At 63.7% G+C, this 26,095-nt stretch carries 27 protein-coding genes; 2 read left to right on the top strand and 25 right to left on the bottom strand.

Annotation, left to right across the window (positions count from 1 at the left end; translation table 11 throughout):
• Positions 1 to 130 precede the first annotated feature (130 nt).
• The 7 genes from FVD38_RS24210 to rpsF all read right to left on the bottom strand — a co-directional run bounded on the left by FVD38_RS24210 (position 131) and on the right by rpsF (position 4,905).
• Positions 131 to 1,141, bottom strand: a complete 1,011-nt coding sequence (locus tag FVD38_RS24210; protein ID WP_147937142.1) for an inorganic phosphate transporter — start codon at positions 1,139 to 1,141, stop codon at positions 131 to 133.
• Between the two features lie 23 nt (positions 1,142 to 1,164).
• On the bottom strand, positions 1,165 to 1,791 hold the full coding sequence (locus FVD38_RS24205) for a DUF47 domain-containing protein (protein WP_005666076.1): 627 nt from the start codon (positions 1,789 to 1,791) through the stop codon (positions 1,165 to 1,167).
• 70 nt (positions 1,792 to 1,861) lie between these two features.
• A complete protein-coding gene (locus tag FVD38_RS24200; RefSeq protein WP_370660656.1) occupies positions 1,862 to 3,259 on the bottom strand; it encodes a replicative DNA helicase in 1,398 nt (465 codons plus the stop codon).
• Between the two features lie 109 nt (positions 3,260 to 3,368).
• Entirely contained in the window at positions 3,369 to 3,821 is a 453-nt protein-coding gene (gene rplI / locus FVD38_RS24195) for a 50S ribosomal protein L9 (protein ID WP_109346893.1), read from the bottom strand.
• Positions 3,822 to 3,852: 31 nt separating this feature from the next.
• Positions 3,853 to 4,143, bottom strand: coding sequence for a 30S ribosomal protein S18 (rpsR, locus tag FVD38_RS24190; RefSeq protein ID WP_005666071.1), 291 nt, complete (start codon positions 4,141 to 4,143; stop codon positions 3,853 to 3,855).
• A gap of 29 nt (positions 4,144 to 4,172) precedes the next feature.
• Positions 4,173 to 4,463 carry a primosomal replication protein N gene (gene priB, locus FVD38_RS24185; RefSeq protein WP_147937140.1) on the bottom strand — a complete coding sequence of 97 codons (291 nt, stop codon included), beginning with the start codon at positions 4,461 to 4,463 and terminating at the stop codon, positions 4,173 to 4,175.
• 43 nt (positions 4,464 to 4,506) lie between these two features.
• On the bottom strand, positions 4,507 to 4,905 hold the full coding sequence (gene rpsF / locus FVD38_RS24180; RefSeq protein WP_123070735.1) for a 30S ribosomal protein S6: 399 nt from the start codon (positions 4,903 to 4,905) through the stop codon (positions 4,507 to 4,509).
• 223 nt (positions 4,906 to 5,128) lie between these two features.
• Between rpsF and FVD38_RS24175 the strand changes: the two genes are divergently transcribed.
• Positions 5,129 to 5,347, top strand: a complete 219-nt coding sequence (locus FVD38_RS24175; RefSeq protein WP_147937139.1) for a hypothetical protein — start codon at positions 5,129 to 5,131, stop codon at positions 5,345 to 5,347.
• Between the two features lie 185 nt (positions 5,348 to 5,532).
• Entirely contained in the window at positions 5,533 to 6,162 is a 630-nt protein-coding gene (lexA, locus tag FVD38_RS24170) for a transcriptional repressor LexA (protein WP_147937138.1), read from the top strand.
• Between the two features lie 170 nt (positions 6,163 to 6,332).
• On the opposite strand, the gene FVD38_RS24165 is transcribed toward lexA, so the two are convergent.
• The 18 genes from FVD38_RS24165 to leuC form a co-directional block, all read right to left on the bottom strand.
• Positions 6,333 to 7,049 (bottom strand): tetratricopeptide repeat protein, encoded by a 717-nt coding sequence (locus FVD38_RS24165; protein WP_147937137.1) that lies wholly within the window; start codon positions 7,047 to 7,049, stop codon positions 6,333 to 6,335.
• Between the two features lie 120 nt (positions 7,050 to 7,169).
• Positions 7,170 to 8,411, bottom strand: coding sequence for a cystathionine gamma-synthase family protein (locus tag FVD38_RS24160; protein ID WP_147937136.1), 1,242 nt, complete (start codon positions 8,409 to 8,411; stop codon positions 7,170 to 7,172).
• A 14-nt stretch (positions 8,412 to 8,425) separates the two neighbouring features.
• A complete protein-coding gene (purF, locus tag FVD38_RS24155) occupies positions 8,426 to 9,952 on the bottom strand; it encodes an amidophosphoribosyltransferase (protein ID WP_147937135.1) in 1,527 nt (508 codons plus the stop codon).
• Positions 9,953 to 10,015: 63 nt separating this feature from the next.
• On the bottom strand, positions 10,016 to 10,504 hold the full coding sequence (locus tag FVD38_RS24150) for a CvpA family protein (RefSeq protein ID WP_147937134.1): 489 nt from the start codon (positions 10,502 to 10,504) through the stop codon (positions 10,016 to 10,018).
• A 15-nt stretch (positions 10,505 to 10,519) separates the two neighbouring features.
• Positions 10,520 to 11,485 carry an SPOR domain-containing protein gene (locus FVD38_RS24145; RefSeq protein ID WP_147937133.1) on the bottom strand — a complete coding sequence of 322 codons (966 nt, stop codon included), beginning with the start codon at positions 11,483 to 11,485 and terminating at the stop codon, positions 10,520 to 10,522.
• Between the two features lie 27 nt (positions 11,486 to 11,512).
• On the bottom strand, positions 11,513 to 12,811 hold the full coding sequence (gene folC / locus FVD38_RS24140; RefSeq protein WP_147937132.1) for a bifunctional tetrahydrofolate synthase/dihydrofolate synthase: 1,299 nt from the start codon (positions 12,809 to 12,811) through the stop codon (positions 11,513 to 11,515).
• A 79-nt stretch (positions 12,812 to 12,890) separates the two neighbouring features.
• The gene (gene accD, locus FVD38_RS24135) at positions 12,891 to 13,763 is read right to left on the bottom strand and encodes an acetyl-CoA carboxylase, carboxyltransferase subunit beta (RefSeq protein WP_147937131.1); all 873 of its coding nucleotides are present in this window, start codon (positions 13,761 to 13,763) and stop codon (positions 12,891 to 12,893) included.
• A gap of 324 nt (positions 13,764 to 14,087) precedes the next feature.
• Positions 14,088 to 14,360: a hypothetical protein gene (locus FVD38_RS24130; protein ID WP_147937130.1), complete on the bottom strand. Its 273-nt coding sequence runs from the start codon at positions 14,358 to 14,360 to the stop codon at positions 14,088 to 14,090.
• Positions 14,361 to 14,654: 294 nt separating this feature from the next.
• Positions 14,655 to 15,455, bottom strand: coding sequence for a tryptophan synthase subunit alpha (trpA, locus tag FVD38_RS24125; RefSeq protein WP_147937129.1), 801 nt, complete (start codon positions 15,453 to 15,455; stop codon positions 14,655 to 14,657).
• Between the two features lie 79 nt (positions 15,456 to 15,534).
• On the bottom strand, positions 15,535 to 16,791 hold the full coding sequence (gene trpB, locus FVD38_RS24120) for a tryptophan synthase subunit beta (protein ID WP_147937128.1): 1,257 nt from the start codon (positions 16,789 to 16,791) through the stop codon (positions 15,535 to 15,537).
• The gene (locus tag FVD38_RS24115) at positions 16,757 to 17,467 is read right to left on the bottom strand and encodes a phosphoribosylanthranilate isomerase (protein WP_147937127.1); all 711 of its coding nucleotides are present in this window, start codon (positions 17,465 to 17,467) and stop codon (positions 16,757 to 16,759) included. The genes trpB and FVD38_RS24115 overlap by 35 nt, the downstream gene beginning before the upstream one ends.
• A gap of 19 nt (positions 17,468 to 17,486) precedes the next feature.
• A complete protein-coding gene (gene truA / locus FVD38_RS24110) occupies positions 17,487 to 18,287 on the bottom strand; it encodes a tRNA pseudouridine(38-40) synthase TruA (RefSeq protein ID WP_147937126.1) in 801 nt (266 codons plus the stop codon).
• On the bottom strand, positions 18,284 to 21,307 hold the full coding sequence (locus FVD38_RS24105; RefSeq protein WP_229493970.1) for a motility hub landmark protein FimV: 3,024 nt from the start codon (positions 21,305 to 21,307) through the stop codon (positions 18,284 to 18,286). Before FVD38_RS24105 ends, truA begins: the two co-directional genes overlap by 4 nt.
• 222 nt (positions 21,308 to 21,529) lie before the next feature.
• Positions 21,530 to 22,657 (bottom strand): aspartate-semialdehyde dehydrogenase, encoded by a 1,128-nt coding sequence (gene asd, locus FVD38_RS24100; RefSeq protein WP_147937144.1) that lies wholly within the window; start codon positions 22,655 to 22,657, stop codon positions 21,530 to 21,532.
• Positions 22,658 to 22,683: 26 nt separating this feature from the next.
• Positions 22,684 to 23,754: a 3-isopropylmalate dehydrogenase gene (leuB, locus tag FVD38_RS24095; RefSeq protein ID WP_147937124.1), complete on the bottom strand. Its 1,071-nt coding sequence runs from the start codon at positions 23,752 to 23,754 to the stop codon at positions 22,684 to 22,686.
• A gap of 18 nt (positions 23,755 to 23,772) precedes the next feature.
• Positions 23,773 to 24,420, bottom strand: a complete 648-nt coding sequence (gene leuD, locus FVD38_RS24090) for a 3-isopropylmalate dehydratase small subunit (RefSeq protein WP_147937123.1) — start codon at positions 24,418 to 24,420, stop codon at positions 23,773 to 23,775.
• 7 nt (positions 24,421 to 24,427) lie between these two features.
• The gene (locus tag FVD38_RS24085; RefSeq protein ID WP_147937122.1) at positions 24,428 to 24,550 is read right to left on the bottom strand and encodes an entericidin A/B family lipoprotein; all 123 of its coding nucleotides are present in this window, start codon (positions 24,548 to 24,550) and stop codon (positions 24,428 to 24,430) included.
• 43 nt (positions 24,551 to 24,593) lie between these two features.
• The gene (gene leuC / locus FVD38_RS24080; protein WP_147937121.1) at positions 24,594 to 25,994 is read right to left on the bottom strand and encodes a 3-isopropylmalate dehydratase large subunit; all 1,401 of its coding nucleotides are present in this window, start codon (positions 25,992 to 25,994) and stop codon (positions 24,594 to 24,596) included.
• Positions 25,995 to 26,095: the final 101 nt, after the last annotated feature.

Here is a 26,095-nt window from a genome sequence, read left to right as displayed (position 1 = left end):
CCGGTCGAAAAATCGACCGGGCCGTAAAGGCCTTGCCTCAGCGCTACACCGTTCGTGTCCTGAAGCGGGACCTTAACTGAACGGCATTAGAGCCGCGTGGCTCCGTTTTTTTTGCGCTTGAAAGGCGCTGTTACATGATGTGGGTACCGATCCACCACGCCACTGCCGCCATGAAGGCCGACGCCGGAATGGTAAAGATCCAGGCCCAGACGATATTGCCCGCCACGCCCCAGCGCACCGCCGAGGCCTTTTGCGAGGCGCCCACCCCGACGATGGCGCCGGTGATGGTGTGGGTGGTCGACACCGGGATACCGAACGCGCTCGACATCAGGAGGGTCATGGCGCCGCCGGTCTCGGCGCAGAAGCCGCCCACCGGTTTGAGCTTGGTGATCTTCTGGCCCATGGTCTTGACGATGCGCCAGCCGCCGAACAGCGTACCGAAGGCGATCGCGGCATAGCACGAGATGATGACCCAGGCCGGTGGATGGGCGTCGGCGGCATTGACGTAGCCGGCCGCGATCAGCAGCATCCAGATGATACCCATGGTCTTTTGTGCGTCATTGCCGCCGTGGCCCAGCGAGTAGGCCGCGGCCGAGACCAGCTGCAGTTTACGGAACAGGCCGTCGACCTTGCGCGGGGTCGCCTTGACGAACACCCAGGCCACGATCAGCATGATGATCGACCCCAGCGCGAAGCCCAGCAGCGGCGCCACCACGATGAAGGCCACAGTCTTGAGCAGGCCGCCGGAGATCAGCGAACCGGTACCGGCTTTCGCGACCGCCGCGCCGACCAGGCCGCCGATCAGGGCGTGCGAGGACGAGGACGGGATGCCGTAGTACCAGGTGATCAGGTTCCAGGAAATCGCCCCGACCAGCGCGCCGAAGATGACATAGTGGTCGACGATGTTCGGGTCGATGGTGCCCTTGCCGATGGTTTGCGCCACCTTCATGTTGACCACGAAGATCGCGATGAAGTTGAAGAAGGCGGCCATCGCCACGGCGTGCTGCGGCTTCAGGACGCCGGTCGACACGACGGTGGCGATCGAGTTCGCCGAGTCGTGAAAGCCGTTCATGAAGTCGAAGATCAGCGCCAGGACGACCAGCATGCCCAGCACGTAAATGCTGATATGTAGAGTTTCCATAATCGTTACCGGTTCGAAGGCGCTTACGCGTTCTCGACGATGATGCCTTCGATGATGTTGGCCACGTCTTCGCAGCGGTCGGTAACGGTTTCCAGGATCTCGTAGATCGCTTTCATCTTGATCAGGTTGCGCACGTCCGGTTCGTCGCGGAACAGCTTGGACATGGCGGCGCGCATCACGTGGTCGGCGTCTGATTCGAAGCGGTCGATCTCTTCGCAGATGGCGACGATCTTCGGCGCATTGTCCATATCGTGCAGCATCGAGACGGCTTCCTGCACCTTCAGGCAGCACGACAGGCACAGCTCGGCCAGGCGCTTCGCTTCCGGCGTGACCGCATGCAGGTCGTACAGCGACACGGTCTGGGCCGCGTCTTCCATCATGTCCAGGATGTCGTCCATGCGCGTGATCAGCTTGTGGATGTCGTCGCGGTCGAGCGGGGTGATGAAGGTCTTGTGCAGGAGGTCGACCGTGGCGTAGGTGATCTTGTCGGCCTGCTTCTCGATGGTCTCGACCGCGTGGGTACGGGTTTCCAGGTCATCGAAGTTGGTCATCAGGCCAACCATCTCGTGCGCACCCTTCACGCACAAGGCCGCGTGTTGGTTGAACAGTTCAAAGAAATTGCCCTCTTTGGGCAGGAAACGTCCAAACATTATTTTTCTCCGTGGAGTTCTCTCGGGGTCATGCCGCCATCGTGGACAGATGGCGACATTGAATATCGGTTTAATCGCCCTGGTAAACGGCGAGGTTACCGCTGTAGTTGCCAAATTTGGTGTATTGGCCAATCCAGGTGAGGCGAATCGCCCCAATCGGACCGTTACGCTGCTTGCCGATAATGATTTCGGCAGTGCCCTTGTCGGGCGAATCCGGGTTATAGACTTCGTCGCGGTACAGGAAGATGATCACGTCCGCATCCTGTTCGATAGCGCCGGATTCGCGCAAGTCGGACATCACGGGACGTTTATTGGGGCGTTGTTCCAGCGAGCGGTTCAGCTGCGACAGCGCGATCACCGGACACTGCAGCTCTTTGGCCAGGCCTTTCAGCGAGCGCGAGATCTCGGAAATCTCGGACGCGCGGTTGTCGCCCGGCTTCGAACCCTGCATCAGCTGCAGGTAGTCGACGATGATGAGCCCGAGCTTGCCGCACTGGCGCGCCAGGCGGCGCGCGCGCGCGCGCATCTCGATCGGGTTCAGTGCGGGTGTTTCGTCGATGTACAGCTGGGCATCGTTCATCTTCTGGATGGCGTGCGTCAGGCGCGGCCAATCCTCGTCGTTCAGGCGGCCGGTACGCAGGCGGTGCTGGTCGAGCTGGCCGACCGAGCCGAGCATACGCATGGCCAGCTGGGTGCCGCCCATCTCCATCGAGAACACGGCGACCGGCAGGCCGGCCTCGATCGCGACGTTCTCGCCGATGTTCACCGAGAACGCGGTCTTGCCCATCGACGGACGGCCGGCGACGATGACCAGGTCGCCCGGCTGCAGCCCGGACGTCATGCGGTCGAGGTCGATGAAGCCGGTCGGCACGCCGGTGATTTCGCCCTGGTTCTCGCGCGAGTACAGTTCGTCGATGCGCTCGACCACCTGGGTCAGCAGCGGCTGCACCGCCAGCCAGCCCTGGGCGCCGCGGGCGCCCTGCTCGGCGATGGCGAAGATCCGCGATTCCGCCTCGTCGAGCATCTGCTTGACTTCCTTGCCCTGCGGATTGAAGGCATTGCCGGAAATCTCGTCGGCGACGGTGATCAGCTGGCGCAGGATGCCGCGGTCGCGCACGATCTCGGCGTAGCGGCGGATATTGGCGGCCGACGGCGTGTTCTGCGCCATCGCGTTCAGGTATTGCAGGCCACCCACCTCCTCGGCCTTGCCGAGCTGGTTGCAGGCTTCATAGACCGTGATCACGTCGGCGGGCTTGCCGGCGTTGATCAGGCGAACCATCTGTTCGAAGATGATGCGGTGATCGTAACGGTAGAAGTCTTCCGCATGCATGAAGTCGGCAATGCGGTCCCAGGCGGCATTATCGCGCAGCAGGCCGCCGATGACGGACTGCTCTGCTTCGATGGAATGCGGGGGGATGCGCAGGGCTTCGATCTGGGGGTCTGAGGGTGCTGCGTTCATGGGCGGCATTATACCTTCTCCTGTCACACGGCTGTCATAATTGGTGAGTTTCAAAAGCAAAAAAGCCGGGAGAACCCGGCTTTTTTGTGTACTGCTTTTACTTCAGTTCAGCATTCGCTCAGGCAGCTTCGCCCACGACAGCGATGGTGATTTCCGACACGACGTCGGTGTGCAGGGCGACGGCAACCGGGAATTCACCGGTGGTCTTCAGCGGGCCGGTCGGCAGGCGAACGGCAGCTTTTTCGACCGGGAAGCCTTGCTTGGTCAGCGCTTCAGCGATGTCGGCATTGGTGACCGAACCGAACAGACGGCCGTCGACGCCGGCCTTCTGGCCGATGGTGACGGTCAGGCCGCTCAGCTTGTCGCCTTGGGCTTGGGCGGCTGCCAGTTTCTCGGCGGCTGCTTTTTCCAGTTCGGCGCGCTTGGCTTCGAACTCGGCGACGGCGCCGGCGGTAGCGCGGCGGGCCATCTTTTGTGGGATCAGGAAGTTACGTGCGTAACCGTCCTTGACTTTGACGACGTCGCCCAGGTTGCCGACGTTGATGACTTTTTCCAACAGAATGATTTGCATGTTTTATCTCCAGGATAGCTGACGTAACCGATTAACCGTGGTGCAGGTCGGTGTACGGCAGCAGCGCCAGGTAGCGGGCGCGCTTGATGGCGGTGTCGACCTGGCGCTGGTAGTGCGCCTTGGTGCCGGTCAGACGTGCTGGCATGATCTTGCCGTTTTCCTGGACGAAGTCCTTCAGGGTGTCGACGTCTTTGTAGTCAACCTGTTCAACGCCAGCGGCGGTGAAGCGGCAGAACTTCTTGCGCTTGAACAGCGGGTTCTGCTGTTTGCGCTTGAGTTTTTCTTTAGCTTTGTTTTTGTCGAACTTTTTACCGAATGCCATTTGAGGCTCCTGTATATCTAAATTGCCGGTTAAACGGCACTGAAATCAATGATGTGAAACACCAGGGCTTTGCTGTTGCGATTTTTTCGTGCAAGGAATCCGTTGAAGCAGTAGCTGGCGCCGAGCTCGGCGCTACCGAACCTGCCCGAAATCTCGCCCGCGGCGAACGCGGGGACTTCGAACTCGACCAGGCGATCGATCCCCGCCTCTCGCTGATGCGAACTGTGCATCAGGACGGCTGAAACGATCGGCACGCCGGCCGGGGTGTAGCGCAGGACATCACGCTCGGCGATGGTCGCCACGAGCTGGAGCTGATTCACCCGGTTCTTACTAATTGCTTGTTACGAATTCCTGGAAAAAATCTTAGGCAGCGGCAGCGGCTGGAGCAGCTGCTGCTGGAGCAGCGGCTTCTGCACGGTGGCTCTTGGCTGCGTCTTCGCGCTGCACCGATTTCATCATCGGCGACGGTGCGGTTTCTGCTTTCTTCATCTTGACGGTCAGATGACGCAGAACGGCATCATTGAACTTGAATGCGGTTTCCAGCTCGACCAGGGTCTCGTTGTCGCATTCGATGTTCAGGCAGATGTAGTGCGCTTTTGGCAGCTTCTGGATCTGGTAAGCCATCTGGCGGCGGCCCCAGTCTTCCACGCGATGGATGTTACCGCCGCGGCTGGTCACCGTGGTCTTGTAACGCTCGATCATCGCCGGGACTTGCTCGCTCTGGTCCGGATGGACGATAAAAACGATTTCATAATGACGCATGCATTACTCCTTGAGGACGTTTTACATAAATGCCCACCTCGGCGTCAAGACGAGTGTGGGAAGGGAAAGCCCGCCAGTATAACCGGTGCACGGAGCTTGCGCAACTACCAGCTCTGCACTGCCGGCGCGGGGACCGGCAGGCCTATGATGGATGAACTCGCCCAGCCAGGCTGCGGCGGCCAAGTTGTCTCCTGAAATGCAGCGCAACCCGAGGATGTCATCAATGAAACGTCAATTCACTGCCCTTGCCTTGGTCGCCGGCCTCGCCGTCGCCACCGTCGCGATCGCCAAACCGCAATACGGCTACACCATCACGTATTACTCCGACGCCAGCTACTCCACCGTGGTCGGCGATGGCGAATTCACCTGCACCGGCAAATGGAAACTGTATAACGGCGTCAAGACCGACTTCTATCTCGAGTCCAACGAAATCGAGTGCTAACGCACTGACCATCGTCACCCACCGGTCGCCGCCCGGCGACCGGACTCCGGCCGGGCTTGCCGAATCGACGCAAATGCCTGAGCTTTAACGAATATTTCCTGCTTTTTTTTCGATTTCCCTTGCGCAGAGTAGAATACTGTACAAAAATACAGTCTACCTCTACAACCCGTTGCTGCAAGATATTTATGCTCAAGCTCACTGCAAGGCAAGAACAGATCCTTAACCTGATCAAGGAAGCGATCGAGAACACGGGTTTTCCTCCAACCCGGGCCGAAATCGCGGCCGAACTGGGCTTTCGCTCGGCCAATGCGGCCGAAGAACACCTGCAAGCCCTGGCGCGCAAGGGCGCGATCGAGATTTCGCCGGGCACCTCGCGCGGCATCCGCCTGGTCGGCGCCAGCGCCCCGCAGATCCCGATGCCGCCGCCGTCCCTGATGTCGCTGCCGCTGGTCGGCCGCGTCGCCGCCGGCAATCCCATCCTGGCGCAGGAACACGTCGAAGCGACCTATAACGTCGACACCGCGATGTTCGCGGCGCGGCCCGACTTTTTGCTCAAGGTAAAAGGCTGGTCGATGCGCGACGCCGGCATCATGGATGGCGACTTTTTGGCGGTCAAGAAAATCGACAGCGCCAAGAACGGCCAGATCGTCGTCGCCCGCCTGGGCGAAGAAGTCACCGTCAAGCGCTACCGCAAGACGGGCGACCTGGTCGAGCTGCTGCCCGAGAACCCCGACTTCAAGATCATCGAAGTCACGCCCGACGAAGAGTTCGCGCTCGAGGGGCTCGCGGTTGGGCTGATGCGTAGCTGGAACTGATTTTCTATAGAACTTAGCACCGCTAACACGTCATTACTGCCACTGGCAGTAATGACTCCCCGCGCAGGCGGGGACCCAAGTTTACATGAGTCGCCGCCGCAATTAGCGATCGTGGCGGCGCTGATGACTTGGGTTCCCGCCTTCGCGGGAACGACGTTTATGAGCAGTCTTTACTGCTTGGCCTTGTTGACCACCGAATTGTGCTGGTCCACGAACGCCTCGGTCGCGCTGCGCCATGCGGCGAAATCGGCCAATACCATCTTCGAATTGACCTTCGCTCCCTCGGCGATGTTCTGGCGCACCTGCTCCAGGTAGGCGGTCGAGGCTTCGGTTTCCTGCTTGTTCATCAGCTTGGCGATGTCGGCCGGGATGCGCTTGGTCAGCGGCGATTGTTCGTTAAGGTTGGTCACCATCTTGTTGTAGCAATCCTGCCAGCCGGTCACGGCCTTGTTGACGCGCTCGATCTCGTCGTTCACCTTCGACACCGCCGGGATCCGCGGCGACGGGCAGCGGTACTCGCCCGACTGCAGGTCGGCGCCATCGTAGCCCTTGATCCAGTAATCGATCTCGGCGCGGCGTTCGCCACGCTGCTGCATGATCACGAGCGAGTCGGCGGCGACCTTGTTGCCCTTGGCGGCCGACTTTTCAAACAATTCCTTCGCCTTGGCTTCGTCGACCGCGCCGGCCTCGCCATACCAGTACATCTGGCCCAGCTGCTGTTGGGCCTGCGGATTGCCGGCATTGGCCAGCTTGGTGTACAGCTTGAGCGCGCCCGCATAGTCTTTTTTCTCGAACAGGGCATTGGCGTCCTCGAGTTCGCCGGCGAACGCGGCGCCACTGAACGCGACGGATACCGCAAGGGACAGGCAGGACAGGAATTGTTTCATGGGCATACCGTAAGGCTTAGCTGGTAAAAGTCCATGATAGCCGTGTTTTACGGCTGGGCTCAACCGCAAAAATGACAGGGCCGGCATTTGCCGGCCCTGTGATGACAGTTTTACCCCGCTTTACGCATCCAGCGCCTGGCGGAAGTCGCCGACCAGGTCATCGGTGTCCTCGATGCCCACCGACACCCGGATCAAGCCTTCCGCGATGCCCATGCTGGCGCGCCGCTCGGGGCCCATCTCGAAGAAGATCGTGTGCGCCACCGGAATCACGAGCGTCCGGTTGTCGCCAAGGTTCGAGGCCGGGATCGCCAGTTTGAGGCGATTCAGGTAGTCGAACGGGTCGATGTCATCTTTCAGCTCGAAGCTCAGCAGCGAACCGCCGGAGCGGAACAACTCCTCGACGATCGCGTGCTGCGGGTGCGAAGCCAGACCCGGATAATGGACGGCAGCGACGCGTTCGTCGGCTTCGAGCATCGTCGCCAGCGCCAGCGCATTGGCGCAGGTACGCTCCATGCGCAGGGCCAGCGTCTCGGCGCCGACCGCGATGTGGTGCGCCGCTTCCGGCCCCAGCGCGGCGCCGAAGTCGCGCAGCGCCTTGGCCCGCAGCTGGGCCATGCCTTGCGCACCTGGCGCCTGCTTTCTGAAGTTCTGGGCGATGTTCGGATACGCGGCCCAGTCGAACAGGCCGGTATCGGTCAGCGCACCGCCCAGTGCGATGCCGTGGCCGCCGATCGACTTGGTCAGCGAATTGACCACCAGCCCGGCATGCACGTCTTTCGGACGGAACAGCCAGGGCGTGGTCATCGTGTTGTCGACCACGTACAGGATGCCGCGCGCACGGCACAGTTCGCCGATCCGGGCCAGGTCCGCCACTTGCGTGCGCGGATTGGCGATGGTCTCGACGAACACCAGGCGGGTGTTCGGCTGCAAGGCCGCTTCGACCTGGGCGACATCGGTGGCATCGACGAAAGCGACGTCGACGCCCTGCCCCGCCACCGTCTGCCACAGGCTGTTGGTGTTCCCGAACAGGAAGCTCGACGACACGATGTGGTCGCCGGTTTTCAATAACGCCTGGAACAGCGCGCCGATCGCCGCCATGCCGGTGCCGAAGCACAGGGTGGCGACGCCGTCTTCCATCTTGCTGATCTTGTCTTCCAGGGCCGACACCGTCGGGTTGCCCTGGCGGCCGTAGCGGAAGCCCGGCTCCTTGCCCTGGAATACCGACGCCAGCTGGCGCGCATCGGCATAGCCGAAGGCGACCGAGGTGTGCACCGGCTTGTGCAGCGAACCCTGCTCGATCGTCTTGCGGCGATCGTTGTGCAGGATGGTGGTGGTGAAGCCGTAGCGCTTGTTATCCGACATGGTCTTTCCTGGCCTTACTCGGCGGCCACCGGCGGGTTCAGGTTGAGCTGGGTACGCACCTTGTCCTCGTTGCCGTCCTTGCTCGACGGAGCGTGGCGCGCCGATTCCTGGCGATCCAGGTATTCCGGGGTCACGTCGCCGGTGACGTAGACGCCGTCGAAACACGATGCCTCGAAGTTTTTGATCTCAGGATTGACGTCCGAGATCGCGCGCTTGAGTGCGTCGACGTCCTGGTACACCACGCGGTCGGCCGTGATCTCGCGGCACACTTCTTCGGTCGTGCGGCCGTGGGCGATCAGCTCGTCGCGGGTCGGCATGTCGATGCCGTACACGTTCGGGTACAGCACCGGTGGCGCGGCCGAAGCGAAGAACACCTTGCGGGCGCCGGCTTCGCGCGCCATCTGCACGATTTCGCGGCTGGTGGTGCCGCGCACGATCGAATCGTCGACCAGCAGCACGTTCTTGTCCTTGAATTCGGAGCTGATCGCGTTCAGTTTCTGGCGCACTGATTTCTTGCGCATGCCCTGGCCCGGCATGATGAAGGTGCGGCCGATGTAGCGGTTCTTGATGAAGCCTTCGCGGTATTCGACGCCCAGTTTCAGGGCCAACTGGATCGCGGCCGGACGCGAAGAATCGGGGATCGGCATCACCACGTCGATCTCGTCGACCGGGATCTCCTTGCTGACCTTGTCGGCCAGGTATTCGCCCATGCGCAGGCGGGTGGCGTACACCGAGGCGCCGTCGATCACGGAGTCGGGACGGGCCAGGTAGACGAATTCGAAGGCGCACGGATTGAGCGATGGATTCTCGGCGCACTGGCGCTCGTGCAGCTGGTTGTTCTCGTCGATGAAGACCGCCTCGCCCGGCGCGATGTCGCGCACGAAACGGAAGCCCAGGCCTTCCAGGGCGACCGATTCGCTGGCCACCAGGTATTCATTGCCCTGCTCGGTCTCGTTGATGCCCAGGCACAGCGGGCGGATGCCGAACGGGTCGCGGAAAGCCAGCAGGCCGTGGCCGGCGATCTGCGCCACCACGGCGTAGGCGCCGCGCACGCGGCGGTGCACGGCGGCGACCGCCTTGAACACGGCGTCGGCGTCGAGCGAGTAGCCGTCGGCCGCTTCCTGGATTTCGTGCGCCAGCACATTGAGCAGCACTTCGGAGTCGGAATCGGTATTGATGTGGCGGCGGTCGTTGCGGAACAGCTCGTCCTTCAGCACTGCCTGGTTGGTCAGGTTGCCGTTGTGGGCCAGCGTGATGCCGAACGGTGCGTTGACGTAGAACGGCTGCGCCTCTTCTTCGCTCGACGAACCGGCAGTCGGGTAGCGGCAGTGGCCGATACCGGTATTGCCCTGCAGCGAACGCATATTACGGGTGCGGAACACGTCCCGGACCAGGCCATTGGCCTTGAACATCGAGAACATGCTGCTGTGATTGGTCGCGATACCCGCCGCGTCCTGGCCGCGGTGCTGCAGCAGCAGCAATGCGTCATACAGCAACTGGTTGACGGGAGAGTGAGAGACGACGCCGACGATGCCACACATGGTGTGCTCCTAAAAGCTTGAGTGCTTGATTACAGAAAAAGTTCTACGACTGAGGAATGCTGGTCAAAAATTCACGTGCTGCGCCATGGCAGCGGGCAGGAAGGGCTTGACGGTACGGGCGCCGGTCTCGGCGATCGGCGACAACAGGGCCTGTTGCCAGAATGCCTGCTTCGGAATGTCCGTCATCCCACACAATATGACGCCGGCCAGCACGATTACAATGCCGCGCGCCAATCCAAACAAGCCGCCAAGGCCGCGATCCGCCAGCGAGAGACCGGTGGCTTCCACCAGGGCTCCGATCGCCAGCGACAGCAGGCCCATCAGGATGCGCACGCCCAGGAACAGCGCGATGAAGGCCACGATCAGGCGCGCCGTGTCGCCGGGAATTACTTCCGGCAGCAAGGGCGCGAGCCCGGCGCCGTAGGCATTGGCCACCACGAAGGCGACGATCCAGCCCACCAGCGACAGGATTTCCTTGACCAGGCCGCGCAAGGTGCTGATGACGACCGAGGCGATCAGCACGAACAGCACCAGGTAATCGAAAATCGTCACGCTGTCAGGACAAGGTCAGAGCGGCACCATGGTGCCGGACAGGCCGATGCCGCCCAGCTTGGCGCGCGTTTTCTCGGCTTCTTCCTTGCTGAACGGACCGATCCTCACACGGATCAGTTCGCCCGACTTCTGGGTGAACGAGGCGATGCCGGCGCTGCGCAGGCGGTCCTGCAATTCCGTGACCTTTTCCTGGCTGCCCAGGGCGGCGACCTGCACCACGAAGCGCGGCGCCGGGCCTTGCGCCTTCTGTGGCTCGGCCGGCTTGCCTTCCAGGATGGCCATGGCGCGCGCGGCGTCGTCCTTCGGCGCGGGCTTGGCGACCTGCTCGGCCTTCGGATGCGTCTCGACCGGTTTTTTCGCGGGCTCGGGTTTCTTCTCGGGCGTCGGTTCCCGTTTGGGTTCCGGCTTGGGCTCGGGCTTGACCGGCTCGGGCTTCGGCTTGACCGGCTCGGGCTTCGGCTTGACGGGTTCGGGCTTCGGTTCCGGTTTTGGCGGCGCAGCCGGTTCCAGCATGCGCATCGGTGGCGGATCGCTGGCTGCGGGGGTCGTCACGGGAGCGCTGGCCGCGGGGCCGGCGGTCGCGGCGGCCGGTGGCGCCGGGGCCGGCTCGATGATCTCTTCGTCGCTGTCGACGCTGGCCATTGGCGCCACCTGCTCGGACGGCACGGGCAGCGGAGCCGCCTTTTCCTTGTCCGGGATGTGGATGGCGATGTCGGTGGCCAGCGGCTTGGGTTCGGAATCGAGCAGCATCGGCAGCGCGACGACAGCTGCCAGCACCAGCGCGATGGCGCCGACCAGGCGGCGGCGGGCGCGCTTCTTCTCGGGCAGGATCGGGTCGCCGCGGCTGCTGCGGCCGCCTGCGGAGCTTGCGCGCTTGGAACGGGCGCGCTCGGTATAGGCGGCATCGTCGTCCTTGACGAAGTGCCCACTGTCCTGGACAGTTTCTTGCTTGTTTTTATTGCCGAACGAGAACAAGCCCATGTGGTTCAGGTAATAGCGTGAAGAAGGTCAGTGAAGACTCGATTTACGGGCCGCCATGACGCCTGCAACCGTGTAGAAAGAGCCAAAGACCACAATTCTATCATTCTCCCCTGCCCGGCTCAGCGCATTCGCATAGGCCTCGGCTGGCGATGCGAAATTATTCACAGAAAAATCGTCGTCCTTGGCGCCGGCCGGCCGCAGTTCGCGCAGCTTGTCGGCCAGCGCTTCCGGCTCGGCCGAGCGCGGCGAATCGAGCCTGGTGACGCACCAGTGGTCGATCACACCGGCCATCGGTGCGATGACGGCGTCGATGTCCTTGTCTTCCATGATACCGAACACGGCATACGTAAAGCGGTGGAAGCCCATATTGCCCAGGTTCTGGGCCAGGGTGGCGGAGGCATGGGGATTGTGGGCGACGTCGAGCACCTGGGTCGGACGGCCCGGCAGCACCTGGAAACGGCCCGGCAGTTCGACCATGGCCAGGCCGGCGCGGGTTTCCTGGGCGCCGCACGGCAGCTGCATGCGCAACACCTCGAGCGCGGCCAGCGCGGCCGAGGCGTTGAGCAGCTGGTTGGCGCCGCGCAGGGCCGGATAGGCCAGCGAGTTGCGGCGCTGGCTGCGGCCGCCATAGCTCCACTGCTGCTGGTCGCCCTGGTAATTGAAGTCGCGGCCGAGCAACCACAGGTCGGCGCCGATCTGTTCGGCGTGGTCGATCAGCGATTGCGGCGGCACTGGGTCGCTGCAGATGGCCGGCTTGCCCGGGCGGAAGATGCCGGCCTTCTCGAAGCCGATTTTTTCCCGCGTATCGCCCAGGTAGGACGTATGGTCGATGTCGATGCTGGTGACGATGGACACGTCGGCGTCGATGACGTTGACCGCGTCCAGGCGTCCACCCAGGCCGACTTCGAGGATGGCGACGTCGACGCCGCTCTTCGAGATCAGGTGGGCGATGGCCAGGGTGGTGAATTCGAAATACGTCAGGTCGGTGCCTTCGCGGGCGGCTTCGACGTCGTTGAAGGCGCCCACGAGCGCTTCATCGGACGCCATCTCGCCATTGATGCGGGCGCGCTCGTTGAAGTCGAGGAAGTGCGGCTTGATGTAGAGGCCGACGCGGTAGCCGGACTGCAGCAGCACCGATTCGAGCATCGCGCAGGTGGAACCCTTGCCATTGGTGCCGGCGACCATGATCACCGGGCACTCGAAGGCCAGCCTCAAGCGTTCCTTGACGGCGCGCACGCGGTCGAGGCCCATGTCGATATGGGTTTCGGCATGGCGCGACTCGAGCAGGGCCAGCCAATCGGGCAAGGTAGTGGGAAGTGGGGGCATGGTGGATACGATCGATGTGCTCGGCTACCCTGGACGGGCGCACAAGCTGAAAGGGCGACCGAAGTCGCCCTTGTGTCTATCAGGCCAGGACTTCGGTCGCCTGGTTTTGCAGCAGGGCCAGCAGGCGCGCGATTTCTTCGCGCATCTTGCGGCGGTCGACGATCATGTCGACGGCGCCCTTGGTGACCAGGAACTCGGCGCGCTGGAAACCTTCCGGCAATTTCTCGCGCACGGTATTCTCGATCACGCGCGGGCCGGCGAAGCCGATCAGGGCCTTCGGTTCGGCGATGACGACGTCGCCCATGAAGGCGAATGAGGCCGAGACGCCGCCCATGGTCGGGTCGGTCAGCACGCTAATAAACGGCAGCTTTTTCTCGGACAGCTTGGTCAGCATGGCGGTGGTCTTGGCCATCTGCATCAGCGACAGCAGACCTTCCTGCATGCGGGCGCCGCCGGTGGCGGTGATGCAAATGAACGGCACCTTCTGCTCGAGCGCAATTTGCGCGCCGCGCACGAAGCGCTCACCAACGACGGAGCCCATCGAGCCGCCCATGAATTCGAATTCGAAAGCGGCGACGACGACTGGCAGGCTCATGATCGAACCGCCCTGCACAATCAGCGCATCGGTTTCGCCGGTGGCGTCCATGGCCGACTTCAGGCGATCCGGATACTTCTTGCTGTCCTTGAACTTCAGCGTATCGACCGGCAGGGTCTCCTGGCCGATATCGTAGCGGCCGCCTTCATCGAGCAGCGCGTCGAGGCGATCGCGGGCGCGGATGCGCATATGGTGGCTGCACTTCGGGCACACGTGCAGATTGGACTCGATGTCCGCGCGGTACAGCACCGACTCGCACGACGGGCACTTGACCCACAGGCCTTCCGGCATGGTCTTGCGGTTAGCGGCATCGGAGCGCTGGATCCGAGGGGGCAGCAACTTTTCCAACCAACTCATATTCTCTCCTTTGCGGCAAATCTTTCAGGTGGCGTAGTGTAGCCGCTCAGGCCCGGCTTGTCGAATCGTAGCAAGCTGCCAATTGCCTTTTTGACATCCCCACCCTCCCACCCGCGAAGTAGGGTCAGAGTCGAATTGTTTGACAACTTTCGGAGTTGCCCAATAAATCAACTCTGACCCTCGTCTTTCTTTTTCTAATACAAATTCCTTTCACATATATTAGGGACAGAGTCACGCCCTTCTAGACGTCAATCAATAACCCAACAATTAGGGTCAGAGTAGATTTATTGGCTAATATTCCTATAATAATGTGCCGCTTCTCGCTCAGGAGGTGATTTCCGCGGTCGTATATTCGAAGCCGCCAACCCGATTGGCCACGAGGTTATAGATCCACGCACATAACAGCCCACCGAGGTAGCTGAAGAACGCGTACACGAAAGGAAGCAGGATCAGGCCGCCAACGCCGATGCTGGCCTTCCCGGCAGCCATCGCCACCATGAGAACCAGCGCAACGATGGGCAGCGAGATGACGAAATAAATGCCGGCAATCATCTTAGCGCACTGGACAACGCCGACATGCTTGATGCGAATCTTCACTGATTCCTCCCAAAATCGAAAATGGAAGACACAATTTACCCGAGGCAACTTCTTGAAGAAGAGCGCAGGAGCAAACCTGGATTTGCGCGATGGCAACTAATAGCGGATGAGGAAAGGTGGCATACCCAAGCCGGCGAAAAGTTATCAAACAATTCGACTCTGACCCTAATTGTTGGGTAATGTCTGCTGTGAAAGCTCAAAGAGGGTCAGTGTCGAATTGAATGACAACATTGAGCCAAGAAATTGCTCAATAATTCGACTCTGACCCTAATTAGTGTGACCCTAATTAGTGGCTTAGCGGGCGTCGAGGGCGGTGCGGATGCTTGAGGTGAAGGTGCGGACGGCTTCGGCGGCCTCGCTGGCCGGGTGCGCTTCGATTTCCTGGATGATGCGGCTGCCGATCACGACTGCGTCCGCCACTTGTGCTACGGCCCTGGCGGTCGCGCCGTCGCGGATGCCGAAGCCGACGCCGATTGGCAGCTTCACGTGTTCGCGGATGGCGCTCACGCGGCGCGCCACGTCGTCGGTGTCGATTGCGCCGGAACCTGTTACGCCCTTCAGCGAGACGTAGTAGCTGAAGCCGCCGCCATGCTGGGCTACCTGCTTTACCCGTTCGGTGGTCGAGGTCGGGGCCAGCAGGAAGATCAGGTCGAGGCCGTTGTCGCGCATGGCGCTGGCAAAATCCTGGCATTCTTCCGGCGGATAGTCGACGACGATTGCGCCATCGGCGCCCGCCTCTTTCGCGCAGCGGATGAATTCACCCTGGCCGATGCGTTCGATCGGGTTGGCATAGCCCATCAGCACAACCGGGGTGCTGGCATTGGTCTGGCGGAATTCGCGCACGAAGGCGAAGACGTCCTTGAGGCCGATATTGAATTTGAGCGCGCGCTCGCAGGCGCGCTGGATCACCGGGCCTTCGGCCATCGGGTCCGAGAACGGCACGCCCAGTTCCAGGACGTCGGCGCCGCCCGCCACCAGGGCGTGCATCAGCGGGACGGTCAGTTCGGGGCCGGGATCGCCGGCGGTGATGAAGGTCACCAGGGCGGTCTTGTTCTGCGCCTTGAGTGCGGTAAACGTGGGTTCGATGCGGGACATGCTGTTTTCCTTTTTTTAAAAGTCACGGATGGTGCGGCGCTCCAGCCGATGTGCGGCTGGAGCCAGATGAACCCGGATTTCAGCCGAAATCCAGCCCCATCCGCTGCGCCACCGTGTGCATGTCCTTGTCGCCGCGGCCCGACAGGTTGACCAGGATGATCTTGTCCTTCGGCAGGGTCGCCGCCAGCTTCACGCCATAGGCGATCGCATGCGACGATTCCAGCGCCGGGATGATCCCCTCGATGCGGCAGCAGTCGTGGAAGGTCTGCAGCGCCTCTTCATCGGTGATCGACACGTATTGCGCGCGCGCCGAATCCTTCAACCAGGCGTGCTCCGGACCGACGCCCGGATAATCCAGGCCGGCCGACACCGAATGCGTCTCGATGATCTGCCCATTCGCGTCCTGCAGCAGATACGTGCGGTTGCCGTGCAGGACGCCCGGGATGCCGGCCGTCAGCGAGGCCGCGTGCTTGCCCGAATCGAGCCCCTCGCCGGCCGCCTCGACGCCGATCAGCTGCACGCCCGGCTCGCCGATATACGGGTAAAAAATGCCCATCGCGTTCGAGCCGCCGCCGATGCAGGCGACCACGTAGTCCGGCTGGCGTCCCGCCATGGCCGGCATCTGCACGCGGCATTCCTCGCCGATCACCGACTGGAAGTCGCGCACCATCATCGGATACGGGTGCGGGCCCGCCACCGTGCCGATGATGTAGAAGGTGTTTTCGATATTCGTGACCCAGTCGCGCATCGCCTCGTTGAGTGCGTCCTTCAGGGTCTTGGAGCCCGATTCCACCGGCACCACGGTCGCGCCCAGCAGCTTCATGCGGTACACGTTCTGCGCCTGGCGCTTGACGTCCTCGGCGCCCATGTACACCACGCACTCCAGGCCGAAGCGCGCGCAGATGGTGGCGGTGGCCACGCCGTGCTGGCCGGCGCCGGTCTCGGCGATGATGCGCTGCTTGCCCATGCGCCGCGCCAGCAGGGCCTGGCCGATCACGTTATTGATCTTGTGCGCGCCCGTGTGGTTCAGGTCTTCGCGCTTGAAATAGACCTGGGCGCCGCCGGCCATCTCGGACCAGCGCCGCGCGTGGTACACCGGCGACGGACGGCCGACGAAGTGGGCCAGCTCGTAGCGGAATTCCTCGAGAAATTCAGGGTCCTGCGCATACTTCGCATAGGCTTCGTTCAGCTCGGCCAGCGCGTGCGACAGGGTTTCGGCGACGAAGCTGCCGCCATACGGCCCGAAATGCCCCACCGCGTCGGGCAGGGCGTAATCCGGGGTCTTGAACAACGGCGCAGCACTAAGCTGGGCCGTGATGATGTCTTTCGTGGTCATGGTGCGACTCGCTATCGATGGTGGCATCGGCTGCCCGCACCGCCGCGACAAAGGCGGCGATCTTGCGGGCGTCCTTGATCCCCTTCGCTTCCTCGACACCACTGCTGATGTCGACGGCGAAGGGACGAACACGTTCGGTCGCCTCAAGGACGTTGTGTACGCTCAACCCACCACTCAAAACGACCCGAGGCGCGAGCTCTTTTGGAATTAGAGACCAATCGAAGACCTTTCCTGCGCCGCCGTAAGCGTCTACCCAGGTATCGAGCAACAGGCCCGAGAACCACGGACTGGCGGCGCGGTATGCAGATTCACATTCTAGCAAAGCCGCAGGCGGCGTGTCAGGCTTGATGCGGTAGGCGCGCACGAAAGGCCGCTGGACGGCGGCCGCGATGGCGGCGCACTCCTCTACCGTTTCGTCGCCATGGAACTGGATCAGCCCCAGCGGCATGCTGCCCGCCACCGCGCGCACCTCGTCCAGCGTCGGGTTCACGAACAGCGCCACGCTGCTCACGAACGGCGGCAGGAGCGCGCACAGCTCGGCCGCGCGCGCCGGCGTGACGTAGCGCGGGCTCTTCGGATAGAACACGAAGCCGAGCGCGTCGGCGCCCTGCTCGACCGCCGCGCGCAGGTCTTGTTCGCGGGTGATGCCGCAGATCTTGATACGGGTGCGTCGCATGGCTAGTCCTGGAAATCGATCACAGCCACGGCAGGGGCGCACTGGCCTCCTGCGGCAGCTTCCACTTCGGATCGTACTCGATCCTGGCGAAATACAGGCCGTCCGGCATGAAGGTCGGCGCGGCGACGTCGCGCGAACGGGCTTCGAGCACCTCGCGCATCCAGTCCGGCTCATGGCGTCCAGTGCCGATGTACACCAGCGAGCCGACGATATTGCGCACCATATGGTGCAGGAAGGCGCTGGCGCGCAGGGTGAACACGATGATGTCGCCATGGCGCGCGATGCTCAGCTCGTGCATCTCCTTCACCGGCGTATTGGCCTGGCAGCTGCTGGCGCGGAAGCTCGAAAAATCGTGGGTGCCGATCAGGTGCCGCGCGCCCTCTTGCATGCGCTCGACGTCGAGCGGACGGAATACCCACCCGGCCCGCTTGGCCAGCAGCGCCGAGGGATTCGGGTGGTTGTAGAGCACGTAGTGATAAGTGCGCGAACGGGCCGAGAAGCGGGCGTGGAATTCCTGCTCCCCCTCTTCTGCATCGACTGCGGCGGCCCAGCGCACCACGATCGACTCGGGCAGGAAGGCGTTCACGCCGCGCACCCAAGACTGGACCGGGCGATTCAGGTCGGTATCGAAATGGATGACCTGCTCGATGGCGTGCACGCCGGCGTCGGTGCGGCCGGCGCACGTCGTGCTCAAAGGGACGCAGGCGAACTTCTCCAGCGCGACCTCGAGACGGTCCTGGACGGTGTTTCGTTCCGGCTGTTTCTGGTAGCCGTTCCAACCGGTGCCGATGTACTGGACACCCAAAGCGATACGGGTCACGCCAGCAGTTCCCTCATCGCGCTGGCCTTGCCGACCTGCTCGCTATTGCCGCCCTTGATGACTTCGTCCAGCAGCTCGCGCGCGCCTTCCTTGTCGCCGATCTCCTGGTAGGCGATGGCGAGATCGAGCTTGGTCTCCATCTCCATGTGCTCGGGCGACATCTGGCCCGGCGCCTCGGCGGTCGCGCCGACCGCATCAAGTGGCTGCGCGGTAGCTGGCTCGGATGGCGGCAGGTCGAGGTCGAAGTCGGCCAGGTCGAACGATGGCGCGGCCTTGTCGTCGGCTGGCGCCGCATTGGGTTCGAAGGCCTCCCGTGCCGACACCTCCTGCGGCGCCGGCACCGGGGCCGGGGTCTCGGGCAAGTCGAAGGCGTCGAACGGATCGTCCACGCGCGCACCGAAGTCCTTCGGCTCGGCGCCGCCAGCCGCACGCGGCTCGTCCGGCGTGCCGAAGTCCATGCTGTCCAGGTCGAACAGCGGATCTTCCGATGCGCTTGCCGCGGCGGCAGGACGCGCCGGCGTCTCGTCGAACGCCGGCATCACAGGCGTGGTGGGCGCGGAGAAATCCATCGCATCGAGATCATGCAGCGGATCGGCCTGCGCCACGGTCGGCTGCGGGGTGCTGCCCGGCAGCGGCGGCAAGCCCTCGAAGTCCTTGGCCAGGCCGGCCATGTCGACCGGGGTCGCCTGCACCTGCGCCTGCGGCGACAGGTCGAGCGTAAAGTCGTCGTCATCATCGACCGTGGCGGCGGTCGCCGCCGGCTGGGCGGTCGCCGGGGTGTCGAAGTCCATGTCGAAATCGAGATCGTTGGCGTCCGCCGCGGCTTTGCCCTGCTCTGCCGCCGGCGCGCTGCCTGGCGGCGCGAACGGCGCCATGTCGAATTCCAGGTCCGGTACGGCGGTCGCATCCGGGTCAGGACGGCCAGCCGCAGGCGGCGCCGTGTCGGCATTCGTCACCGGCTCGAACGTCAGGCCGCCGAGGTCGAAGTCGAGCGTGTTGTCGTCGTTACGTGCCTCTGGGGTCGGTGCGGCCGTGCGGTCCTCGTCGTCCTTGGCCAGGGTCACCGCAGCAGCGCCGGCAGCGACGCCGGCTGCGGCACCGGCCGCCGCACCCGCGCCCATCGACGGCCCGCCACGGAAGGCGTCCTCGAACTGCTGCGACAGGATCGCCTGCTGGTTGCGTTCCTGCGGCGACGGCGCCGGGGTCGACGCCGGGGCGGCGTTCGCATACAGCGGATTGGTTGGGTCCAGGCTCAAGCCCAGCGCCGCGGCCTGGGCCCATTCGTCGCCCTGGCCGCCGGTGAAGGCATGCAGCTCGCGCGCCTGGGCTTCGAAGGCCCGCACGTCCTTGCGGGTGGCGTAGATCTCGAGCAGCTTGAGGCGCACCGGATGGCGTTCCGGATGAACGCGCAACGCTTCCTTCAGGATTTCCTCAGCCTGGGCGTCGCGGCCGTAGGCGATATAGACGTCGGCTTCGGCGACCGGATCGACCTCGTTGGTGTCGAGCTGGCTCGCCGATGGTGCGAAGCTGGAATTGAACACGCTGTTATTCGTGTCCACGCTCTGGCCGCCGGTTTCGGCGAACAGCGAGTGGGCGCTGGCGCCGGCTACGCCCAGCACCGACGGTTCGGCCGGCACCGGCTTGAGGTCGGCGTCCTTGCGCTTGCGGCGCTGGGAGATGCCCAGCGCGGCCAGCAGCAGCACCAGCGCGCCGGCGCCGATGTAGAGCATATTGTCCAGGATGGTGTCGACCAGGCTTTTCTCCGGCGGCGGGGCCGGCCGTGCCGGACGCGGGCGCGGCGCGGGCTTGGCCACCGGTTTCTCGGCGGCGGCCGTGGCAGCAGCGGCGGCGGCGGCTGCCTGCTCGGCCTCGGCGCCTGCGCGGCTCGGCACCGTCATCAGGTTTTCGAGTTCGTTGACGTTGCGTTCGAGTTCCTTCACGCGCGCCTCGGCCTGGGCCAGTTCGCGCTCCTTGGCCACCGTGTCCTCGACGCTGGCGGTGCCGTCGGCCGGCGCGCCGGCGGCGCCGGGCGTGGCCTTGGACAGCTGCAGCTTGTCCTGCGCTTCGCTGACGGCGGTCGGCTGCTGCTCGACGCGGGCGGTGACGCGGCCGCTGGCGCTCTGGCCGCCCTGCGGCGTGGCGCTCGGCGCACTGCTGGCCACCTGGCCGGCCAGCTTGTTGCGGTAGGCGTCGAAGTCGGCCGCATGGGCCACGACCACGCCGCGCGCCTCGCCCTGGCCGGCGCCGCCGCGGACCGAATCGGCATCCGGGATGCTCAGGATCTGGCCCGACTTCAGGCGGTTCATGTTGTTGCCGATGAAGGCGTCGGGATTCGCGCGGTATAGCGCAACCAGCATCATGTCGAGCGAGATGTCGGACGGCTTGACGTCGAGCGCGATCGCGCTGAGCGTATCGCCGCGGCGCACGCGGTAGCTGTCCTGCGCTTCGCGCGCCTGGGCTTCGCGCGCCTGGCGTTCAGCGCCACGGCGGGCGGCGGCGATGCGCGCCTCTTCCGCTGGCGCCGCAGTCGAAGCAGCTGGCGCGGCAGGCGTGGACGACGGGCGCGGCGCGGCCGGGCGGGTTTGCGGCGCCGCCGCCACCTGGGCCGGCTGGGTCGTGCGCAGTTCGGCCGGGTCGAGCAGGAAGGTGTATTCGCGCACCAGGCGACCGTTGTTCCAGGTGAGCTCCAGCAGCATGTCGACGAAGGGCTCATTGAGCGGCTGGGTCGAGCTGACCCGGATCACCTGGCGTCCGGCCCGCTCGTCGACCGCGAAGCGCAGCGACAGCAGGGCCGGGTTGAATTCGATGTTCGCGGCGCGGAAGGCTTCGGGCGAAGCCAGCTTGACCGCCATGCTTGCCGGGTCTTCGCCGGCGCCGGCCGTCAGCTCGATCTCGGCGCGCAGTGGCTGGCCAAGCGCCGACAGCACCGTCAATTTCCCCAACCCGGCTGCATGGGCGGCGGAAGTCAGGAACACTGCACTGGCCACGGCGGCGGTGATCGATTTCAGCGCGGTTGCCACGAGCGGAGATGGGTGCGAAGAATGCATAGTTAGCAGCGAAATGAGTTGGCCGAGGGAAAGGCGGTTTCCCGGAGTCTCAACATAACATCATGCTCTGGAGCACGCAAGGTCTCGACGCACCCGGACGACGGGAGTATGCACCTTCTTCAAAGCGAATGCCCCGTAGACGGGGCATTCATTATGCGGACTGCATGTCAGTTGCCACTGAGGCAACGAATCGGATTAACGCTCGAGCACGATGCGCAGCATGCGGCGCAGCGGCTCTGCCGCGCCCCACAGCAGCTGGTCGCCGACCGTGAAGGCCGACAGGTAATCGTCGCCCATCGACATCTTGCGCAGGCGGCCGACCGGGATGCCCAGGCCGCCCGTCACCGCTGCCGGCGACAGGTCGCGCATCGACGCTTCGCGGGTGTTCGGCACCACCTTCACCCATTGATTGTGCTTGGCGATGATGTCGTTGACCTCGTCCAGCGGCACATCGCGGGTGAGCTTGATGGTCAGCGCCTGCGAGTGGCAACGCATGGCGCCGATACGCACGCACAGGCCGTCCACTGGAATGGCTTTGCTGTCAAAGCCCGCGCCGCGGCCCAGGATCTTGTTGGTCTCGGCGCCTGCCTTCCATTCTTCTTTCGACTGGCCGTTGCCCAGGTCCTTGTCGATCCACGGGATCAGGTTGCCGGCCAGCGGCACGCCGAACTGCTTCGTTTCGTCGGCGGACAGGCCATGCTGGGTCGCCAGCACGGTGCGGTCGATCTCGAGGATGGCCGATGCCGGATCGTCGAGCAGCGATTTCACGGAGCTGTTGATGGTGCCGAACTGGGTCAGCAGTTCGCGCATGTGCTGGGCGCCGCCGCCCGATGCCGCCTGGTAGGTCATGGAGGTCATCCACTCGACCAGGCCGGCTTCGAACAGGCCGCCCAGGCCGATCAGCATGCACGACACGGTGCAGTTACCGCCGATGTAGTTCTTCACGCCTTTCGACAGCGCGGCGTCGATCACCGAACGGTTGACCGGGTCGAGCACGATGACGGCGTCATCGTTCATGCGCAGGGTCGACGCGGCGTCGATCCAGTAGCCGTTCCAGCCGGCCGCGCGCAGTTGCGGGAACACCTCGCTCGTGTAGTCGCCGCCCTGGCAGGAGATGATGATCTCGCATTTCGACAGTTCGGTAACATCTAGCGCGCTTTTCAGGGTGGTTTCGTTCTTCGCCATCGAAGGCGCGGCGCCGCCCGGATTCGAGGTGGTGAAGAACACCGGCTCGATGTGGTCGAAATCGCCTTCCTCTTGCATGCGCTGCATGAGGACCGAGCCGACCATGCCGCGCCAACCTACCAGACCAACTAATTTCATCATCTTCTCTCAGGGTTAACTAAACTTTATGCGAGCGCCGCGACCACCGCGTTGCCCATCTCTTCGGTGCCCACCTTGGTGGAACCTGCTTCGAAAATATCCGGCGTACGCAGCCCTTGCGCCAGCACGCGCTTGACGGCGTTCTCGATGCGGTCCGCCTGTTCGGTCAGGCCGAGCGAGAAGCGCAGCATCATCGCCGCCGACAGGATGGTCGCCAATGGATTGGCCACGCCCTGCCCCGCGATGTCGGGCGCCGAACCGTGCGACGGTTCGTAGAGGCCTTTATTGTTATCGTCGAGCGAGCTTGAGGGCAGCATGCCGATCGAACCGGTGAGCATGGCGGCGGCATCCGACAGGATATCGCCGAACATATTACCAGTAACGATCACGTCGAACTTCTTCGGCGCCCGCACCAGCTGCATGGCTGCGTTATCGACATACATGTGCTCGAGTGCGACGTCCTGGTATTCCTTGTGCACGTCGGTGACGATATCGCGCCAGAACTGGAAGGTTTCCAGCACATTGGCCTTGTCGACGCTGGTCACGCGCTTGTCACGCTTGCGAGCAGCCTGGAAGGCGACGTGGGCGATGCGGCGGATCTCGCCTTCGGCATAGCGCATGGTGTCGAAGCCTTCGCGCTGGCCCTTGAACGGACCGTCCGGGCACTCGCGCACGCCGCGCGGCTTGCCGAAATAAATGTCGCCCGTCAGTTCGCGGATGATCAGGATGTCGAGGCCCGAGACGACTTCGGGCTTGAGCGTCGAGGCGCCGGCCAGCTCGGGATACAGGATCGCCGGACGCAGGTTGGCGAACAGGTTCAACTCGCGGCGCAGGCCGAGAATGGCCTGTTCCGGACGCAGCGCGCGCTCGAGCGTGTCGTACTTGTAGTCGCCGACGGCGCCGAACAGCACCGCATCGGCTTCCTTCGCCAGTTTTAGGGTCCCTTCCGGCAGCGGATGGCCGTGGGCCGCATAGCCGGCGCCGCCGACTTCCGCGCTTTCCATCTCAAACGATTCGCCGAGGGCGTTCAATACCTTCACTGCTTGCGCGGTGATCTCCGGGCCGATGCCGTCACCCGGCAGGATCGCGATTTTCATTGAAGCTGCTTTCTATGTTCAGATGGTGTTGCCGAGCCACGGCTGGGCCGCGACGTGGCGTTGCTCGAAGGCGCGGATCTCGTCCGCGTGACGCAGGGTCAGGCCGATGTCGTCCAGGCCGTTGAGCAGACAGTATTTGCGGAAATCGTCGATGTCGAAGCCGTACGACAGGCTGCCGTCCTGGGTGCCGATGCGCTTGTTCTCGAGGTCGATCACGAGCTGGAAGCCCGGGTTGGCTTCGACCGCCTGGAACAGCATTTCGACTTCTTCTTCGGACAGCGCGATCGGCAGCAGGCCGATCTTGAAGCAGTTATTGAAGAAGATATCGGCGAAGCTCGGCGCAACCACGGCGCGGAAACCGTACTGTTGCAACGCCCACGGCGCGTGCTCGCGCGAGGAGCCGCAGCCGAAGTTCTTGCGAGTGAGCAGGATCGAGGCGCCGGCATAGCGCGGCTGGTTCAGCACGAAGTCCGGATTGAGCGGACGCGTGCTGCAATCCTGGCCCGGCTCGCCGTGATCCAGGTAGCGCCATTCGTCGAACAGGTTCGGGCCGAAGCCGGTGCGGCGGATCGATTTGAGGAACTGCTTCGGGATGATGGCGTCGGTGTCGACGTTGTTGCGGTCGAGCGGCGCCACCAGGCCCTGGTGTACGGTGAATGCATCCATCTGATCTTTACCTTCCGCCGGCGCTGGTGACGACCTGCCCCACTTTCGACACATCGCGGCCAATGCCCGAGATGGTGTTGCAGCCGGCCAGCAGAACGGTGATGAGGGACAGTGCGAGTGCTTTTTTCATGATCTTCCTGTTACCTAATATACGGTCGTGTCCTGTTAACGCATCAGAGCGCACGTACGTCGACAAAGCGGCCCGCGATCCCCGCCGCCGCCGCCATCGCCGGCGACACCAGGTGGGTGCGTCCGCCCTGGCCCTGGCGGCCTTCGAAGTTGCGGTTCGAGGTCGAGGCGCAGCGCTCGCCCGGCTCCAGCCGGTCGGCGTTCATCGCCAGGCACATCGAGCAGCCCGGCTCGCGCCATTCGAAGCCGGCATCGACGAAGATGCGGTCCAGCCCTTCGCGCTCGGCCTGTTCCTTGACCAGGCCCGAACCCGGCACCACCATGGCCAGCTTGACGTTGGCGGCGCGATGCCGGCCACGCACCACCTCGGCGGCGGCGCGCAGGTCTTCGATGCGCGAGTTGGTGCACGAGCCGATGAACACCTTGTCGATGGCGATTTCGTCGATCGGGGTATTCGGCGCCAGGTCCATATAGGCCAGCGCCTTTTCGATGGCGCCGCGGCGCACCGGGTCGGCTTCGTTCCGTGGATCGGGCACGCGGCCGTCGATCGCGGTCACCATCTCCGGCGAGGTGCCCCAGGTGACTTGCGGCTGGATGTCTTTCGCGTCGAGTTCGACCACGGTGTCGAAGGCCGCGCCGTCATCCGTGTGCAGGGTGCGCCAGTAGGCGACGGCCTGTTCCCACTGCTCGCCCTTGGGCGACAGCGGACGGTCCTTGACGTAGGCGATCGTGGTGTCGTCGACCGCCACCATGCCGGCGCGCGCGCCCGCTTCGATCGCCATATTACAGACCGTCATGCGGCCTTCCATCGACAGCGCGCGGATGGTCGAGCCACCGAATTCGATGGCGTAACCGGTGCCGCCGGCGGTGCCGATCCGGCCGATCACGGCCAGCACGATGTCCTTGGCGGTCACGCCGGGGTTCAGCGCGCCCTCGACCTTGACCAGCATCGATTTCGACTTCTTGGCCAGCAGGGTTTGCGTGGCCAGTACGTGCTCGACTTCCGAAGTGCCGATGCCGTGCGCCAGACAGCCGAAGGCGCCGTGGGTCGAGGTGTGCGAATCGCCGCAGACGACGGTCATGCCCGGCAGGGTCGCGCCCTGCTCAGGCCCGATCACGTGCACGATGCCCTGGCGCTTGTCGTTCATGTCGAAATAGGTCAGGCCGAAGGCCTTGGTGTTGGCGTCGAGCGTCTCGACCTGCAGGCGCGAGGTCGGGTCGGCGATGCCTTGCGCGCGGTCGGTGGTCGGCACGTTGTGGTCGGCCACGGCCAGGTTCGCGGACACGCGCCATAGTCCACGGCCCGCCTCGCGCAGGCCGTCGAAGGCTTGCGGGCTGGTGACTTCGTGCACCAGGTGGCGGTCGATATAGAGGACTGTGGTGCCATCGGCGTCGGCACGCACGACATGGGAATCCCAGAGTTTGTCGTAGAGCGTTTTTTGCATGGTCGATCCAGTGTTGCGGTGAGATGGTGCACGGTCCGTCGAGACCGGGTTTTCGATTATGCCATAATTGTGCAGTGCCGCACCAAGCCGGGGCGGCGCAC

Origin of the sequence: Massilia arenae (assembly GCF_008014745.1) — a bacterium.
Classification (GTDB): Bacteria; Pseudomonadota; Gammaproteobacteria; order Burkholderiales; family Burkholderiaceae_D; genus Telluria; species Telluria arenae.
The sequence above is the reverse complement of the archived record's forward strand: the minus strand, read 5'-3'. Positions and strand labels throughout refer to the sequence as shown.